The 17,186-nt window shown below is 46.5% G+C and carries 15 protein-coding genes; 8 read left to right on the top strand and 7 right to left on the bottom strand.

Annotated elements, in window-relative coordinates; all coding sequences use genetic code 11:
- Positions 1-98 precede the first annotated feature (98 nt).
- Positions 99-3,617 (bottom strand): response regulator, encoded by a 3,519-nt coding sequence (locus tag JGK39_RS06590; RefSeq protein WP_293248654.1) that lies wholly within the window; start codon positions 3,615-3,617, stop codon positions 99-101.
- A 1,538-nt stretch (positions 3,618-5,155) separates the two neighbouring features.
- Here JGK39_RS06590 and JGK39_RS06585 point away from each other — a divergent pair.
- Complete coding sequence (locus tag JGK39_RS06585; RefSeq protein WP_293248651.1) at positions 5,156-5,794, top strand: GNAT family N-acetyltransferase; 639 nt, start codon at positions 5,156-5,158, stop codon at positions 5,792-5,794.
- A 162-nt stretch (positions 5,795-5,956) separates the two neighbouring features.
- On the opposite strand, the gene JGK39_RS06580 is transcribed toward JGK39_RS06585, so the two are convergent.
- A complete protein-coding gene (locus JGK39_RS06580) occupies positions 5,957-6,619 on the bottom strand; it encodes a glutathione S-transferase family protein (protein ID WP_293248648.1) in 663 nt (220 codons plus the stop codon).
- A gap of 237 nt (positions 6,620-6,856) precedes the next feature.
- Here JGK39_RS06580 and JGK39_RS06575 point away from each other — a divergent pair, with 237 nt between their 5' ends.
- Positions 6,857-7,333, top strand: a complete 477-nt coding sequence (locus JGK39_RS06575) for a GNAT family N-acetyltransferase (RefSeq protein WP_293248645.1) — start codon at positions 6,857-6,859, stop codon at positions 7,331-7,333.
- Positions 7,334-7,361: 28 nt separating this feature from the next.
- On the opposite strand, the gene JGK39_RS06570 is transcribed toward JGK39_RS06575, so the two are convergent.
- From JGK39_RS06570 to groES, 5 genes are all read right to left on the bottom strand, one after another.
- Complete coding sequence (locus tag JGK39_RS06570; RefSeq protein WP_293179004.1) at positions 7,362-7,739, bottom strand: hypothetical protein; 378 nt, start codon at positions 7,737-7,739, stop codon at positions 7,362-7,364.
- 5 nt (positions 7,740-7,744) lie between these two features.
- Positions 7,745-8,257, bottom strand: coding sequence for a hypothetical protein (locus JGK39_RS06565; protein WP_293248630.1), 513 nt, complete (start codon positions 8,255-8,257; stop codon positions 7,745-7,747).
- Positions 8,211-8,705, bottom strand: a complete 495-nt coding sequence (locus JGK39_RS06560) for a hypothetical protein (RefSeq protein ID WP_293248627.1) — start codon at positions 8,703-8,705, stop codon at positions 8,211-8,213. Before JGK39_RS06560 ends, JGK39_RS06565 begins: the two co-directional genes overlap by 47 nt.
- 150 nt (positions 8,706-8,855) lie before the next feature.
- A complete protein-coding gene (groL, locus tag JGK39_RS06555) occupies positions 8,856-10,496 on the bottom strand; it encodes a chaperonin GroEL (RefSeq protein ID WP_293248624.1) in 1,641 nt (546 codons plus the stop codon).
- Positions 10,497-10,674: 178 nt separating this feature from the next.
- Positions 10,675-10,986, bottom strand: coding sequence for a co-chaperone GroES (gene groES / locus JGK39_RS06550; RefSeq protein ID WP_096828723.1), 312 nt, complete (start codon positions 10,984-10,986; stop codon positions 10,675-10,677).
- A 276-nt stretch (positions 10,987-11,262) separates the two neighbouring features.
- Here groES and JGK39_RS06545 point away from each other — a divergent pair, with 276 nt between their 5' ends.
- The 6 genes from JGK39_RS06545 (at position 11,263) to JGK39_RS06520 (ending at position 17,140) form a co-directional block, all read left to right on the top strand.
- On the top strand, positions 11,263-11,691 hold the full coding sequence (locus tag JGK39_RS06545) for a ferredoxin (RefSeq protein WP_293248617.1): 429 nt from the start codon (positions 11,263-11,265) through the stop codon (positions 11,689-11,691).
- 387 nt (positions 11,692-12,078) lie between these two features.
- Complete coding sequence (locus JGK39_RS06540) at positions 12,079-12,333, top strand: hypothetical protein (protein WP_293248614.1); 255 nt, start codon at positions 12,079-12,081, stop codon at positions 12,331-12,333.
- Positions 12,334-12,344: 11 nt separating this feature from the next.
- Positions 12,345-12,992 (top strand): response regulator transcription factor, encoded by a 648-nt coding sequence (locus JGK39_RS06535; RefSeq protein ID WP_293248611.1) that lies wholly within the window; start codon positions 12,345-12,347, stop codon positions 12,990-12,992.
- Between the two features lie 333 nt (positions 12,993-13,325).
- On the top strand, positions 13,326-13,847 hold the full coding sequence (locus JGK39_RS06530) for an NYN domain-containing protein (protein ID WP_006633075.1): 522 nt from the start codon (positions 13,326-13,328) through the stop codon (positions 13,845-13,847).
- A gap of 372 nt (positions 13,848-14,219) precedes the next feature.
- Positions 14,220-15,296, top strand: coding sequence for an RNA-guided endonuclease TnpB family protein (locus JGK39_RS06525; protein WP_293248608.1), 1,077 nt, complete (start codon positions 14,220-14,222; stop codon positions 15,294-15,296).
- 221 nt (positions 15,297-15,517) lie between these two features.
- Positions 15,518-17,140, top strand: a complete 1,623-nt coding sequence (locus tag JGK39_RS06520; RefSeq protein WP_293248605.1) for a 2-isopropylmalate synthase — start codon at positions 15,518-15,520, stop codon at positions 17,138-17,140.
- The last annotated feature ends 46 nt before the right edge of the window (positions 17,141-17,186 follow it).

Genomic DNA, 17,186 nt, shown 5'->3' with positions numbered 1-17,186 from the left:
AATACCAAACAGTGCGATGATTTTACAAATTGCGATCGCCCTGACTGTTTTTTCCCACAATCACCAAACGCACCGAACCAAGTCAAAACCAGAGGAATCTAATCACAATTCAGCATAAAAGTCAACACTGTTTCATCAATTCCCTTGAGTTGCAGCGACTTATATTTAACAATTCGATCCTCCTCAACATAATCTGCAACCGCCGCCGAAATCAGGACAGAATTTGGTTCCGCCACCTCTTGCAAGCGGGCGGCAATATTCACGCTCGGCCCGATCGCAGTATAATCCGATCGATCGGGGCCGCCAAACATCCCCACAACCGCAGTACCCTGGTGAATACCGCAGCGAAACCGCACCGCAGGAACCCCATTTTCCCCAACAATTCCCTGCTCCAACCAGCGCTGGTTAAGCTCCTTGAGAGCTCGCAGCATTTTGCCAGCAGCAGCTATAGCGCGGCGGACTTGCTCGTTGGGCGTTAGTTCCTCCGGCGCCCCAAACAAAGCCATTACCGCATCTCCCACAAACTTATCCACCGTACCGCCGCTGTCAAAAATCGCCTTAGTCATTGCCGCCAAATATTCATTCAACAGCTCAGCTACCCGGCGCGATCGCAGCGTATTTGCCATTTGAGTAAAACCGACAATATCGCTAAACAAAATAGTAATCAATCGCGGTTCCGGGCGCAAATCCAAGGCCAAATCTCCAGCCGCAGCAGCTTTCACCATCGACGGCGGCAAAAATCGGCGCAGCACCGACTCAGTTAAATAATTGTTCAACTGCTGCACTCGCCGCTCGTTTTGCTTGAGGGCGATTAAATTCCGCACTTCCGCCAACAATTCGCGATCGTTAAAAGGCTTCGACAAATAAGCATCAGCACCCCGTTCTACTCCTTCAATCCGAGTATCTGCGTCAGCTTTAGCAGTTAGCAAAATTGCCGGAGTTCCCCGCAATTCTTCATCCTGTCGAATCATCCGAATCAAATCCAAACCCGAAATTACAGGCATCATCAAATCCGTGAGAATTAGATCGGGACGGCGGTTTTTTGCCACGGCAAATCCTTCTTCTCCGTTGCGGGCTAGCAAAACTGCAAAGCCGGAAGCTCGCAGAATTTCCGACACATAAAAGCGCAAATCTGGATTGTCGTCAACCACCAAAACCGTGCCAGCTACTGTTTCGGAATTTATCGGTTCTAGAGCCTCAAAGTTATGATTTTCTGCTTCATCTTCCGACAAATCCGCCTCCACATCTGCCAGTTCCACCGCAGCTTTGGATGCGTGAAACTCGGCGGGGATTTCCAGTACCCGTTCTGGGGGCAAATGAGTCGAACCGAAGTGCAGCCAAATACTAAAAGTAGTACCTTCGCCGTAAACAGAATCGACGGAAATTTGACCGCCGTGGAGTTCGACTAATTCTTTGACAAGTGCCAAACCTAAACCGCTGCCTTCGTAGGAACGGCTGGCGGAACCTTCGGCTTGGTGAAAGCGCTCGAATAAATAGGGAATTTGTTCGGTGCGAATGCCGATGCCGGTGTCTTTTACTTGCAACAAACAGTGAGCGCCCGCTGGTTCAACTGTCAGGGTGATTGTTCCCCCTTCTGGGGTGAATTTGACAGCATTTGATAGCAGGTTGTAAATAACTTTGTCAAATCTTTCAATATCCAAATAAAGTAAAGGGCATTCTTGCAGTTGGGTGATCAATTGCAGTCCTTTTTTGTCGCAGTAGGCGCGGAAAGACTCTGCGGTAGAGTAACAGAAACCGACTAAATCGCAGGGGCGAAAACTCGGCTGCATCCGTCCTGCATCGAGGCGCTGCAAGTCCAGCAGTTGATTTACTAAGCGCAGGAGGCGGCGGGAATTGCGTAAAGCGATGACGGCTTGTTCGTAGGGTAAGTCTTCTTTGCGGCCGCAAGCTGATTCTAGAGGGCCGATAGTTAGGGTGAGAGGGGTGCGGAATTCGTGGGAGATATTTTGGAAAAATTCGGTTTTGAGCCGATCGGCTTCCAAGAGCCGTTCCGCCTGCTGTCTGGTAGTCTGGTAGAGGCGCGACTGCTGCACCGCCAAAGCAGCTTGAGTTGCCACTATTTGAGCCAGGTCAATGTCTGAGAGGTTCCAGCGGCGGGTGCTGCAATTTTGGCGCAGCGAAATGCTGCCGATGATTTTGCCTTCGGAGATTAAGGGCACGACTAACAGGGCGCGGGCTGGCGATCGCACTTGCAGTTCTGTAACATTTAAATCGGGGCGTTCGTTGAGGTCTTCAATCGCCACGGGCTCTTTTGATACCATAACTTGCAGCAACACCGGATTGCCGCGAATCGGCACCAAAGACTGCGGCAGGGAAGGATGGGCAAAAACCCAGCCGGGAGGGTTCGCAGCAGCACTCTCAGCAGCAGTTTGAGGGCTTGGAGGATTCGCAACTACCTCTGAATTGTTAAAACCCTGTTTTACAGCCACCGTATCCCTATTTGTGTCGTAGAGACCAACGCACTGGACATATTCATCATCTTCTGTCCACAGAGATAGGGCGCAGCCGTCAACTTGCAAAGCTTGGCCGAGTTGTTGAGTAATCGCTGCAAAAATATTTTGGGGGTCGAGGCTCGATCGAATTGCCGTAGTAATAGTATTGACTAAGGTCTCGCGCTTTGCCAGCGCCCGTACCTGTTCGTAAGCCCTGGCCTGAGAAAGGGCCAAAGCCGCTTGGTCTGCCACCGTAATTACTAACTGTACCTCGTGGTCTTGCCATTGGCGCGGTCGATCGAACTGGTGCAGCGCCAAGACTGCCATCAGTTCCATTTGGTAAAACAGCGGTACGATTAAGCTCGATCGAATATTCGCAGCTTGGTAAGCCTGCAATCGCTGCTGATTGTCCCAGCTTAAAACTCGATCGTCAGTTTGGGCATCTTGAATCACCTCCACATCCAGAGTTTCCCAAACCAAATCCGGCAGCAAATCCGGCGAAAGTCTGGCGCTAGAAGCATCTCGTCTAGCTTCAGGATCCCCCCGCAACCCTTTAGTTTCCGCCTTCTGATAAACGAACCACTCATCAGCCACCCGCCCGTCTTGGAAAGGCCGCAGCAAACAGCAACTCACCTCAAACATCTGCCCGACGGTTTCCACAATTCTTTGCAGCATTTGCTGGTAATTGGGAGCCGATCGAATAGTATTGGTAACGGCATAAAGCAGCGATTCTTGCGAGAGAGCCCTCCGCAGTTCATTCGTGCGCGCTTTCAAGACATTGTGAGTATCAACAGCTTGACTGACAAGAGCTCTAAGTTCTTCAGCATCCCAAGGCTTAGTAACGAATTTGAATACTTTGCCAGCATTAATAGCTTCAACTAAATCTTCAACATCCGTATAGCCAGTTAAAATAATTCGGATCACATCGGGGTATTGAGCAGCAGTCAGGCTGAGAAACTCCGTACCGCTCATTTTTGGCATTCGCTGATCGGAAATAATCACAGCAACCTCTCCCTCTTTTGCCAAAATTTCGAGGGCGGCGGGGCCAGATTCGGCTCTGAGCACTTTATAGTCTCGATGGAAAGTGCGGTAAAGCAAGTCGAGGTTATCCGGTTCGTCATCGACGATTAGAAGTTTTAGCTTAGGATTTGATTGGGAATTCATGCACCGTTCTCCTGTGCCCCGGGGCAGTTCGATTTAATAAGTCTGATGAAAGGAAGAATTCGCAGGTTTCAATTGCACAAGTCATACCATTTGCGATTTGCGATGGGGATGACTGATGACATAAGAATTTGGAGTTTGCCCGCAGTTGCATTATTTTTTGAAACTAATGTCACAATAATTCGTGAATCTGAAGTTTTTGTGAGTGGGCTCCCGGCAAGCATCAACCTTGATTTTTAATGTCTGGGTTTTCAATTCCGAATTCTTCGCTCGCCACAGTTGTCGTGCACCCCAATTTTATTATTTAATGATATTCACAAGAATCTCGTCTTGCGGGAAGTGTCCTTGACCCCTCACCTCTATGCTGAGCGCGAACATAGGAATCCGCCACTTTTAACTGCCCTCTGGATATCTCATAATACATAGGAATAATCTCGTCCCGATCGTGAGTGGATTTGCCTTTCTTTATGTGCTATTATCGCTCATTTTCCTGTTTTATTAGGTGTGTAAAAACTGTCTGTATCAGCATAAAATAGACAACCAACATCTTCCCCTATGTTTTTCCTGCCTAGGTGATAGCAACTTTAACATTCTGCCAAGGATATGGCTTTCCTCCCCAGATCCTGTGATCCTGACGGATATTCGGGGGTGGCCCACAGACAACACAGGCGGGGAAGTGCGAGTGACGCAATTGCTGTACCATTTTAGTGAGACTGGCACTTTTTGGGCAGAGCGTGGCATTTTTTGTGCCTCGTGCAGACCTTCTTGAAGCCAATTACTGCGGCGAAACACCGCTATCTCGAGCATCCATCTGTTAATCTTAGCTAGGGATGTACTCTGTGGAAACCGGCCAATTAGCTCGATCGAAGTTTTGAAGGTCTCGATCGCCCGCAGCGCAGTATCGCAGCACAATATCGCTGGACAATATCTAGCCCTCCGGCGCAACAGGTAAGGCCTGTTCGCGAGGGGACGGGCTTCCTGATTGCCCAGCACTGCTGAAAGCTGGGTTGTCGGGTTCTGGGACAGGCAGCCAACATCCGACTTGCGATCGCGCCCGGTATTAGTCTAGTAGATAGTTGATATTGTCAATTACCGCTAGACGGATAAATTATATGCGATCGGGTATTTCCGCAAGCACAGAGCGGTAGGCTTCCGGGAACCAGACATTAAAACCTTTTTGATTGTTTTTAATAAGTTTCCCGCTACCCACAAATCTAGTATTAGGGGATGGGTTTTGATCGGCCATAAATTTAGTCTCAAATACTGAATATTTCCAATTTACATCAGATAATAGTTAGAGTAAAGTACAAAAAGAATGCGATCGAATCGCATTCATAAACTCTGAGTATAAGTCACACAATTTAATGTTTTAAATTTAAGGTCTTAAATTTAAGATTCTCGATGACGAATATCATGATTGGGAGTTGGTCTAAAGTTACATTCTTTTTTTAAAGTGATATTACGTTATCACCAGAAGTGAAATTTCTCAGATGGGCAGATCAGAAACCAGCGTAGAAAAATTAATATAGTGACCTGGAATTGTGAATCCTTCCTTTTTTTCCTCAGCTTCTCATCAACAACAAACTCCCGGACTTTCTGGCTTTTCGATCCGGGTAGCTGCATCGAACGACTTGACGCAGCTAGCCGATATTTTGGCCATGAGCTTTCATTCCCGCGAGGGCTTTGTAGAATGGGTGTATCCAGTGTTGCGTTTAGGCATTTACGAAGATTTAAAAAATCGACTGCGTTCTAAGGCAGAACACTACATTTGTCTCGTTGCTGAGCTAGTCTCGCGGGAGTCAGGAATGCAGAATTATCGATCGCACCAAACTCAGTCTATAGCAGGAACAATAGAAATGGCTCTGCGTTCTCGATTCCCTTGGCAAATCCCGAATTCAGACTATCCTTACCTGTCAAATTTAGCAGTTCACCCGGAGTATCGGCGGCAGGGAGTTGCTCAACAACTGCTCGACAACTGCGAGAATACAGCCCGAGAATGGGGATTTTCCGAGATTTACCTCCACGTTTTGGAAAACAATCATGGGGCGCGACAATTGTACTATCAAGCAGGCTACCGCTTGGAACAAGTGGATTGGCATTGGACTTATTGGCTGTTCGGCCAGCCGCGCCGGCTATTTTTACGCAAGCAGATTTCGTTGTCATCAACTCAGTATGGGTAGTGGTGCATAAGCGCCTGCTTTTCGCACGCTCAATCGTTAGGGAGAAAGGGTTGTATCAATTGCATCATTGAAGAAAGCAGCACTACCCAATTTCTACCTCCTGCTTCACTTCTAGTTGAACTTGAGCCTCAACAAATAGCGATTCCTTGATAATCAATTTGTTCATGAGGCTTGAGATTGTTCGAGAAATTTTTGTCTCCTTGATGCGAAGGCCGCCAAATCTGCCTTGGTGAATTGGGTTTGTTGCCATGAGGGACGAGACATTAGTCGATCGCACCAAGCTTTAATTTTAGGATATCCGTCTATGGATACATCAACCCAGGACAGCAAAGGCACGACGGTACCAGCAACGCAATCGGCTAAAGTTACATGATTGCTACCGAAGAAAGGGCGATCGTCCAACAAACCTTCAAAGAATGTCAACACAGTATCGACTTTTTCCTTAGCCTTTGCGATTTCCTGCGCTTCGGGAATTCCCCAGCCCATTTTTTCACTGCTGAGGGGGTAAAGTGCCGGCCCAAGTTCATTAACCGTGACCAATTCTACCATTTTCACAACTGCCAAATCTTTCGCATCTTTCGGGAGCATTGCCGGTTCGGGATACTTCGCTTCTAGATATTCAAGAATTGCCAGAGACTCGACGACAGTGAAACCATCATCGACCAAAACAGGGACGCGATGAAAAGGATTCATTGCCACAAATTCAGGCTCTAAATGATCGCCGTCCAAGTAGATTGTTATTAATTCAAAGTCGAGGTTTTTTTCGATGAGGGCAACCCACACGCGGCTGGAGTTGGTGGAAATGGGAATATGGTAAAGTTTCATAAATTTTGTGCGTGGTTGTTGAGAGAGTCAGCTTTTGGGGGTTGAGTTGCCGATCGGGCTACTGAAAATATTTAGATTTTAGTCAATTTTACACGCACAGGGGGCGATCGTACTTCTGGCACAATCGGACATCATTACCTGTAGTGCGATCGAGCTTGGATAGCATTTGATAACTTACGCTGCTAAACTGGTACAGCACACAGCGGTTGATCGCTTGTCAAGTTTCGAGGCTGTATTATGACCGTTAACTACCGAGTTGCAGCGATCGCCGATATGACGCTTCTTTTAGAACTTGTTAAAGAGTTTCATAAAAAAGAACAATTGGAATTCGACGAAAAAGTCGATCGTGATGTTTTAGCAAATCTTTTGGCTGATGCGTCTTTGGGAAAAGTGTGGCTGATTCAGCAAGAAGATGAGGCGATCGGCTATATTATTTTGACGCTGGGTTACAGTTTAGAATACCGAGGACGGGATGCCTTTATTGACGAGTTTTATATCCGACCCAACTATCGCGGACAAGGCATTGGAACTCAGACTTTAGCATTTGCAGAGGATACCTGCCGAGTTTTGGGAGTCCAAGCTCTTCATCTGGAAGTAGATTTTGAAAATCCCGATGCACAGCGTCTTTATCACAGAGTAGGTTATCAAAGTCATAACCGTTTTCTGATGACTAAAAATTTGGCAGTCTCTGAAGACAAGGATTTGGGCAATTAAGAATGTTCTCACACTCTTGATGGGCTGATTATTGATTGATAGTGACTTCCTGGCGCACAGACGAGGTAATCGCCTCTACTAGAAATAATCGCTCGCTAAGTGACAAATTAAGCGTTAATTTCATTAATTCTTGAAAAGATAATTCTTCTTTTGCATATTCGGAAGAATTATCATTCCGATCTGGCGAAAAAACCTCATCAGAACTTAAAGGCTTGACTGAAGTATTATGCTCTAAACTTTTCTTCATATCTGCGAGTAGAAGCTCTAAAAATTTAATATCGTTCCCTAGATCCGCAGCCTCATCCTCTTCTATATCTTCAATTACCTGCAAACGTTCTTGATAGGCATTGATTTGATGTTCGATCGCTTCTATAATAAACCTTAAATCTTTAAATGATAAATTCATATTGCTTAGCTGTCATTTGATTTATTTTCTCCAAGTTTATCCTCGACCGTTTCACCGTCTCCACTATCGGCTAAATTGTTACTTTCATCTGAAACTTCATAATTATCCATAATTTCAAGCAATAAATGCTTTAAATTCTTATCCGGTGGTCGTTTCTCAAATTCTGCGTGTGTGTAAATCCAAATTAACACAACTTCTTTTTTTGTAATATCTAACAAATATATAAGTCGCCCCTGTTCCGCAGATCCGCGAAGCTGAGGCATTTTAAACTCCAGCTTCCACAATTCCAATCCCTCACGGCTACTGCCTTTAGGCCATTGTTTAGGCCATTGTTCTAAATGTCCCAACGGTGGACGGGGACGGGGGTCAACAGTCAAAATTCTAAGAAATTTTTGGATTAATTCGACAAATTTTACTAATCCTGTCTGATTTTTACGATAGCGATCGCGGATTAGTTTTTGCTGGGTTCTCTCAAAGTTCTTCGAGAGCTTGATTTGAAATTGCTCTGATCCGTTCACAGGCCTCCTCCGCCGTCATCGCCGAGCTAGTTTCCCACTCTGTAAAAGTCTCTTCCAGGGCTTCAGATAGTGCTTTTTCATAAGCCATATCTTCCCGTTCAATCCCACTTAAAATTGCATTAAGAAGACGTTGAAATGCTCCAGCATAAGCTATAAAAGCATCTTGCTCACCTTTGATTGCAATTGAAAACAAAGAAAAAGCCAAATAAAAACGTCTTAAAAACTTAATAAAAACTCCCTTAATTCCTTGAGGGGGTTCAATTAAGGCATAGGCAAAAATTTTGAGTAATTCTCGTGTTTCAGAGGGAATCTGTTCCCAACGAGCGTCAATGATTACAGCTAAATTGTTTGCTTTTTGAGCCAGTTCCCAAAACTTTGAAGCGCTGGACGTGCGCGGCTGAAATATCTGCCGAATTTCGCTGGGGCTAATTGTAATAGTGGCTGACATTGGCCTGACCTCTTGCGATGCGATCGCTTTACTGATACTCACTCATTCTTAGTATATCAGTCAGGCCCTAAAAAAAATTAGCTGTCATTACCAGTAGACACGTCATACGAAAAAGGCGGGCCCGAAAGCCCGCCCCATCAAACTATCGACTTAATAATCGAAGTCGCCGCCGCCCATGCCGCCGCCAGCGCCAGCAGGAGCGCCATCTTTGGGTTCAGGCTTGTCAACGACGATACACTCGGTTGTCAGCACCATGCCGGCAATAGATGCAGCATTTTGCAGAGCAGAGCGAGTTACCTTCGCAGGGTCAACGATACCAGCTTCAAACATATCGACAAACTCATTTGTCGCTGCGTTGAAACCAACGTTGAACGGCTTTTCTTTGACGCGCTCAGCAATCACAGCGCCATTCAAACCTGCGTTTTCAGCAATCCGCTTCAGGGGAGCAGCCAGAGCCCGTGCCACAATCAAAGCACCGGTCAATTCTTCGCCAGTCAGAGTGCTATTCGCCCACTCTTCCAATTGAGGAGTCAGGTGAGCCAAGGTTGTACCGCCGCCGGGGACAATGCCTTCTTCGACAGCAGCTTTGGTGGCGTTGATGGCATCTTCAAGACGCAGTTTGCGATCCTTCATTTCGGTTTCGGTAGCTGCGCCGACTTTGATGACTGCAACGCCGCCAGCCAATTTGGCCAAACGTTCTTGCAACTTTTCTTTGTCGTAGGAAGATTCGGTTTCGTCCATTTGACGGCGAATTTGTTCGCAGCGGGACTTGACGGCGGCTTCATTACCTTCGGCAACAATGGTGGTGCTGTCTTTGGTGATGGTGATGCGGCGGGCTTTGCCGATCATGTCGAGCTTGGTGTTTTCTAGTTTCAAACCGGCGTCTTCGGTGATTAGTTGACCGCCGGTCAATACGGCGATATCTTCTAACATGGCTTTGCGTCGATCGCCAAAACCAGGTGCTTTAACAGCAGTTACGTTCAACACACCGCGCAGCTTGTTGACAACGAGAGTAGCTAGAGCTTCTTTCTCAATGTCTTCTGCAATGATCAGCAGCGGGCGGCCGGAACGAGCTACTTGTTCGAGCACTGGTACTAAGTCTTGTACCAAGCCGATTTTCTTGTCTGTGAGCAAGATGAAAGGTTCTTCTAGAATCGCTTCCATCCGTTCGGTGTCGGTGACGAAGTAGGGAGAAATGTAGCCTTTGTCGAAGCGCATCCCTTCGGTGATTTCGAGTTCGGTGGTCATAGACTTCCCTTCTTCCAGGGAAATTACGCCTTCCTTGCCCACTTTGTCCATGGCGTTAGCAATCATTTGGCCGACTTCATCGTCGTTACCAGCAGAGATTGAGCCAACTTGAGCGATGGATTTGGAATCTTCTACTTGTTTGGCGTGTTCGGCAATTTGTTCTACCAAGAAGCCGGTTGCTTTGTCAACACCGCGCTTGAGGGCGATCGCATTTGCGCCGGCTGCTACGTTCCGCAGGCCTTCTTTGACCATTGCGTGAGCCAGAACGGTAGCTGTTGTGGTGCCGTCGCCTGCTGCGTCGTTGGTTTTGGAGGCGGCTTGACGGATCAAGGCAACGCCTGTATTTTCTACGTGGTCTTCGAGTTCGATTTCTTTGGCGATGGTTACGCCGTCATTGACGATTTGAGGGGCTCCGAATTTCTTTTCGAGAACGACGTTACGACCTTTGGGGCCGAGGGTAACGGCGACTGCTTCGGCGAGAATGTCCATACCGCGTTCGAGGGCGCGACGTGCATTTTCGTTATAGATGATGCGCTTAGCCATAGTTTTTGGGGATTAGAGGGTTTGAGATTTTTGATTGGGTGTGTCATTAGTTGTTGGGCGGTGTTCGCTTTAAACTGATGACTGATGACTGATGACTTTAATCATTTGTCCTGTGTCATTAGTTGTTGGGCGGTGTTCGCTTTAAACTAATGACTGATGACTGATGACTGATGATTAATTAGTTAACGATCGCCAAAATGTCTTTTTCGGCAAGCAAGACGTATTCGTCGGTGCCGAGTTTGATGTCGGTGCCGGCGTACTTCGAGTAGAGAACTTTGTCGCCGACTTTGACTTCCATTTCCACGCGCTGACCATCGTCGTTGCGCTTGCCGGGGCCCACGGCCGCGACTTCGCCTACTTGGGGCTTTTCCTTAGCTGTGTCGGGTAGAAGGATGCCGCCGGCGGTTTTTTCTTCGCTAGCGCTTACTTTCACGAACACGCGCTCGCCTAACGGTTTAACGGTAGAAACACTCAGTGATACTGCTGCCATAAATAAATCTCCAGATTACAGTTCCTAGTCATTGGGCCGTCTGCGGTCGCTATGAAAGCAACAGCCGACTGCTGATAACTGACATATTAGCACTCTCGACTCCTGAGTGCTAATTTAGCTTCCTTCAGGGGCGATCGCAACTTATGTGTCTGTACGGGTTCCCGAACCGATGATGAGTGGGGGAGTGGGGAGAGAGTGGGGGAGGGGGGAGTGGAGGATGGGGCTCGTGGTGATGACGAGCGATCGCCAAACAATTACTGTTGACGAATGAATAAGATGTCGGAAAATAACAACGATGAATCTTGCAGCCAAGGCTTGAGCGCTTGCGTCCAAAGCCTGGGAATAGAGCGAATTGAACGGCATATTTTTATGTGTGCCGACCAAACCGTGCCCAAGTGTTGCGATCGAGAAAGCAGTCTGGTGGCTTGGAATTACTTAAAAAAACGCTTGCAAGAATTGGGGTTGGACAAGCCAAAAGCCGATCGGCCGAACTGCATTTTTCGGACTAAAGCTAACTGCCTGCGAGTGTGCGCGTCTGGCCCGATTATGGTAGTGTATCCAGACGGAGTGTGGTATCGCGATGTTACTCCCCCCGTCATCGAGAGAATTATTCAAGAACATCTGATCGGCTCACAGGTGGTTGAAGAATACGCTTTTTTAACTCATCCTTTGCCAAAGCCTGCTGAGGCGAAAGCAAATATTTAACTATAGCGCTGTGAAAAGGTACAGCTTGATAAGTAAGGTGTTAGGTTTAAGGTTATGAACTCGAAAGCGTGAGGGTGTTGGACGATCGCACCTGGGTCGCGATCGAAAAACTGTAGTTTCCCGTGTGTCTTTGGTAGTCTTGCTTGTCGCTGTGTGTTTTTTTAGGAGGTGTATCGAAGCAGTTCGATCGCGCGATCGGCTCCAAGTTTGCCGAAAACTTTCTCAGTAGCAGACATCCGGCAGTTTGCCAAACTACACTAGAAATAGTTAAATACGTAAGTAGGGAGCCTGCTTAAATTTCTCTATATCAGAAGTATCATTTAAAACCGGGGCATCAACTTGCAATTGAACCGATCGAGATTAAATATTTAACTTGGGCTCGGGAGCGTGAGTCTTCCATCAATCAAAGCCGCTCGTGACGACGGGCGATCGTCCATTACAGGTTTTGGCTCCGTTCCACGTCGCAAGACATTGACAAACGGGCATCGAACACTGGGAGAGGAAGCGGTAATACCCGCCCCGCTTTCCCCTCACCGCCATCCCTTTACCCCATCGCCGTCCTCAACCCCCAACCAACGGGGCTGGTACGGGACAGACGGAAAAAACAAGAGTGAAAACAAGGAATTGTGCGGGATACTCTAGCGGGAAGAAACATGAAGGACAATAATTCAGGAGAGCAAAAACGGTTGATGCTGGTTGACGATGACCCGAACTTGATCTTGCTAGTCAAGGATTACTTAGAGTTTCGGGGCTACAACGTCATCACAGCAGAAAACGGCAGACACGCTCTAGAAAAACTCGAACAAGAAGTCCCCGATTTAATCATCTGCGATGTGATGATGCCAGAAATGGATGGGTACACTTTAGTCAAACACATCAGGGAAGACCCTCGCACGAACTGGATTCCGGTTCTTTTCTTATCCGCAAAAGGTCAAAGTTCCGATCGAGTAAAAGGCTTGAGCACTGGGGCTGATGTTTATATAGTCAAGCCTTTTGAACCCGAAGAACTGGTAGCCCAAGTAGAATCTTCTCTAAAAGCAGCATCCCGCTTGATTCGCCACTCAAATCCAGGTATTGAGAGCGGCCCCAAAATTAAGGCGCGCCGCAATGTCGAATTGACTCCCACTGAGTTAAAGGTGGTACAGTTGCTAGCGCAGGGCATGGCAAACCGCCAGATCGCAGACGTGATGAATGTCAGCCAGCGCACTATAGAGAGCCACGTCAGCAATATGCTGGGCAAAACAGGTCTGCACAACCGGACAGAGCTAGCTCGCTGGGCCCTTGAAAGCAAAAAGGCTTGAGTTTAGGCTCTCTGCTATAAAATCAGGGGAGCAAAAAATACTGCAATGCAATTCGGTATGCCTGCAGGGCGGTAGGGTGGTTGGCGCGGTAGTTTCGATCCCCATTAACCTTGACACCGCAGCCTCTACTGAGTTACTGGGCGTCTGGTTTTTGAGGGTTGGTCGATCGAATGCAAGCACCCCTAAAAGAGCCCTCTGGCGGTAGAGCCGAAAATATGAAATACTGGGGGGATGGAGTTTTCTGAAGTTTAATCTATTGCCTCAGTTAGCTCCCTATTGCTAAAATGTGATATTTAGATTAACTTCTTTCTACAATTATTAGGTCTAAGTTCTATGACAAACTTAATGAACCGCCTTTCTATTTTTGTGGACGGGAACAATATGTTCTACGCTCAACAAAAGAACGGCTGGTTTTTTGATCCGCGCAGGGTGCTCGAATATTTCAAAACTTCGCAGCCAAATGTCATCTTGATCAATGCTTTCTGGTATACGGGTTTGAAAGACCCCCAAGATCAAAGGGGATTTCGAGATGCTTTGATCAGTCTGGGTTACACGGTTCGCACTAAGATTCTTAAGGAATATTACGATGATGCTTCGGGCAGATATTCTCAAAAGGCTAATTTAGACATAGAAATTGTGGTTGATATGTTTAATACGGTGGATCAGTACGACCAAGTTGTGCTATTTAGCGGAGATGGGGATTTTGAGAGGGCTATAGAGCTACTGCGATCGAAAAATACTCACATTACTGTGGTATCCACCGAAGGAATGATTGCTAGAGAATTGCGAAATGCTACAGATAGGTATATAGACCTAAATGAAATTCGGGAACATATCGAGAAAATGGATTATTAGTCAGTAGTCAGTAGTCATTAGTTATTAGTCATTAGTCATTAGTCAGTAGTCAGCAGTCATTAGTTATGGGTTATGGTTATGGGTTATGGGTTATGGGTTATGGTTATGGGTTATGGGTTATGGGCGCGAAACACAAGACTGGTGCTCCCGCCCAAAAAAGGATACTTGTTTTCTGCAGGACTGTCGCGAGCTGCCAAAAATTTTAGACTAAGAGCTAGTACCTAGGTAGCGAATAGATAGACAAAATAGTACAGTAATAGACAAATCTACGATCTACTATTTTGTTCAAACCCTGCGCGATTAGCATTAACAGCTTGGATTGTCAGCAAAGATACTGCTTAGGGGCGAAATATCAACTTCGGAGGTCGAGCAATGCTTTTATCCATCAAAACAAAGTTAAAGCTAAACAAAAGTCAAGTAACAATGATGAGCAAACACGCTGGCATAGCGAGGTTTACTTATAATTGGGGACTGGCTACTTGGAGCAACCTTTATAAAGATGGATTAAAGCCAAACAAATACCTGCTCAAGAAATTCTTCAACAATCATGTAAAACCTGAATTCACGTGGATAAAGGAGGTGGGAATCTGCCAAAAAATAACTCAATACGCCTTTGACAATCTTGGAGATTCGTTCTCTAAATTTTTCTCAAAAAAAGGTGGATTTCCCAGATTCAAAAAGAAGGGACATCATGATTATTTCACTATTGATGCTGGCGGTAAGCCTATCCCTGTGGGCGGTACGTCTATAAAGCTGCCGACAATCGGCTGGGTAAAAACCCACGAAGGACTACCTCACACAACTTGCAAATCAATTACCATTTCGCGCACTGCCGATAGTTGGTTTATCGCTTTTACTTACGAGCAAAGCCACGAACCAACGGTCAAAAGTCATGACGTTGTAGGAGTTGATTTGGGAGTAAAAGAGTTGGCTACACTTTCAACTGGTGTAGTATTTCCGAACCCAAAGCACTATAAAGCACATCTGGTAAAACTCAAGAGATTATCAAGAGGTCTTGCCAGAAAGGTAAAAGGTTCTGGAAATAGATACAAAGCTAAAGTCCAGTTAGCGAAACACCATGCAAAAATAGCAAACAAGAGAAAAAACACTCTGCATCAAATCACTACTTACTTATGCAAAAACCACGCAACAATAGTAGTAGAAGACTTGAATGTTGGTGGAATGTTAAAGAATCACAAGCTAGCCCAGGTAATAGCTGATTGTGGTTTTCATGAATTCAATCGTCAACTAGAATACAAGGCTAAAAAGTTTGGTTGTGAAGTGATTGTTGCAGATCGCTGGTTTCCATCAAGCAAAACTTGTTCAAATTGTGGGCATATTCAAGATATGCCACTAAAAGAAAGGACTTACAACTGTGAAAATTGTGGTCATTCGATGGACAGGGATTTAAATGCAGCGATAAATTTATCACGGTTGGCTAAACCGTGAAAGCTTACCGAGGGATAGCAGCTCCCATGCTCCCGATGAAGTAAGAAGCAAATGTATAGACTTGTCTAGTATTTGTGTAGCAGTTTAAGCTCCCAGATTCTGTGCGCTGCAAGTAAATCTAAAATTCTTCAAGTCTTTAATCTAAAATCGATCGACTGACTGGGGTTCGCGTGCCCAGAAAAACGGACAAGTAAAAATCAGGAAAATACTTTTGTAGAGCTATGAAAACTCAACCAAGTCAAGACCGGATTATTATTTTCGATACGACTTTGCGGGACGGAGAACAATCTCCTGGTGCATCTCTAAATGTGGATGAAAAGCTGACTATTGCCCGTCAGTTAGCGAGATTGGGTGTGGATGTGATTGAAGCGGGTTTCCCTTTCACCAGCACGGGAGATTTCGAGGCTGTCCAAAAAATAGCTCGGGCCGTCGGTACGGAAGATGGGCCGACAATTTGCGGTTTGGCAAGGGCGAGAAAGCCGGATATTAAAACAGCAGCAGAAGCACTGAAACCAGCCGTAAATGCTCGAATTCACACGTTTCTGGCAACGTCTGACATTCACTTGGAGTATAAGCTGAAAAAGACGCGGGCTGAGGTTCTGGAAATTGTACCGGAAATGGTGGCTTACGCTAAATCTTTTGTGGATGATGTGGAGTTTTCGCCGGAAGATGCTTGTCGTTCGGAACCGGAGTTTTTGTATCAGGTTCTGGAACGGGCGATCGCAGCGGGTGCAACTACTGTTAATATTCCCGATACTGTCGGCTACACAACTCCGAGCGAGTTTGGGGCTTTGATTCGGGGAATTAAGGAAAACGTGCCGAATATCGATCGCGCGATTATTTCGGTTCACGGTCACAATGACTTAGGATTGGCGGTTGCTAACTTTTTGGAAGCTGTAAAAAATGGCGCCCGACAGTTGGAATGCACGATTAACGGGATTGGGGAACGGGCGGGAAATGCGGCGCTGGAAGAGTTGGTAATGGCGCTTTACGTGCGCCGCCAATATTATAATCCGTTCTTGGGCAGACCTGCGGATTCTGAGGAACCGCTGACCAATATTGACTCGCGCCAAATTTACAAAACATCCCGCTTGGTTTCCAATTTGACGGGGATGTTGGTGCAGCCAAATAAGGCGATTGTCGGGGCTAATGCTTTCGCCCACGAGTCGGGAATTCACCAAGACGGGGTGCTGAAAAATAAGCGGACATACGAGATTATGGACGCTGAGTCGATCGGCTTAACCGAAAATCAAATCGTACTCGGTAAATTGTCGGGGCGCCACGCTTTTCACACTCGCTTGAAAGAGTTGGGTTTTGAAATGGCCGACGACGAGTTAAATAAAGCTTTTGTCAAGTTTAAGGATTTGGCCGACAAGAAAAAAGAGATTACTGATTGGGATTTGGAGGCGATCGCCAACAACGAAGTCCACCAAGCGCCGGAACTTTTCCGGTTAGAATTGGTACAGGTTTCCTGCGGCGACAAATCGCGGCCGACAGCAACCGTTACGGTACGGAATCCGGCGGGGGAAGAATTGACCGATGCTGCGATCGGGACTGGCCCCGTAGATGCGATTTACAGGGCGATTAACCGGGTGGTAAATGTCCCGAACGAGTTGATCGAGTTTTCGGTACAGTCGGTGACAGGGGGCATAGATGCGATCGGCGAAGTAACAATTCGCTTGCGTCACGAAGGCAAAGTATTTTCCGGCCACTCCGCAAATACCGACATTATTGTAGCATCCGCAGAAGCATACATCAGCGCCTTAAATCGCCTGTACGTGTCATTGCAGCAAGAATCTGTCGCTGGAAATAAATCGAAAGTGGCAACAGCAGCTCAGTCTTAAATTACCAATTCTTTACCAGTTTTCAGTTAATTTGTAGGGCGGGCCT

The sequence above is a fragment of the Microcoleus sp. PH2017_12_PCY_D_A genome (genome assembly GCF_020738565.1).
In the GTDB taxonomy this organism is placed as follows: domain Bacteria; phylum Cyanobacteriota; class Cyanobacteriia; order Cyanobacteriales; family Microcoleaceae; genus Microcoleus.
This window is presented reverse-complemented; position numbering and strand designations above follow the sequence as displayed.

Bases quoted from the DNA above. Each gene is read 5' to 3' on its own strand.
- JGK39_RS06590 (WP_293248654.1), bottom strand. From the start codon at position 3,617: ATGAATTCCCAATCAAATCCTAAGCTAAAACTTCTAATCGTCGATGAC.
- JGK39_RS06580 (WP_293248648.1), bottom strand. From the start codon at position 6,619: ATGAAACTTTACCATATTCCCATTTCCACCAACTCCAGCCGCGTGTGG.
- JGK39_RS06575 (WP_293248645.1), top strand. From the start codon at position 6,857: ATGACCGTTAACTACCGAGTTGCAGCGATCGCCGATATGACGCTTCTT.
- JGK39_RS06570 (WP_293179004.1), bottom strand. From the start codon at position 7,739: ATGAATTTATCATTTAAAGATTTAAGGTTTATTATAGAAGCGATCGAA.
- JGK39_RS06560 (WP_293248627.1), bottom strand. From the start codon at position 8,705: ATGTCAGCCACTATTACAATTAGCCCCAGCGAAATTCGGCAGATATTT.
- groL (WP_293248624.1), bottom strand. From the start codon at position 10,496: ATGGCTAAGCGCATCATCTATAACGAAAATGCACGTCGCGCCCTCGAA.
- groES (WP_096828723.1), bottom strand. From the start codon at position 10,986: ATGGCAGCAGTATCACTGAGTGTTTCTACCGTTAAACCGTTAGGCGAG.
- JGK39_RS06545 (WP_293248617.1), top strand. From the start codon at position 11,263: ATGTCGGAAAATAACAACGATGAATCTTGCAGCCAAGGCTTGAGCGCT.
- JGK39_RS06535 (WP_293248611.1), top strand. From the start codon at position 12,345: ATGAAGGACAATAATTCAGGAGAGCAAAAACGGTTGATGCTGGTTGAC.
- JGK39_RS06530 (WP_006633075.1), top strand. From the start codon at position 13,326: ATGACAAACTTAATGAACCGCCTTTCTATTTTTGTGGACGGGAACAAT.
- JGK39_RS06525 (WP_293248608.1), top strand. From the start codon at position 14,220: ATGCTTTTATCCATCAAAACAAAGTTAAAGCTAAACAAAAGTCAAGTA.
- JGK39_RS06520 (WP_293248605.1), top strand. From the start codon at position 15,518: ATGAAAACTCAACCAAGTCAAGACCGGATTATTATTTTCGATACGACT.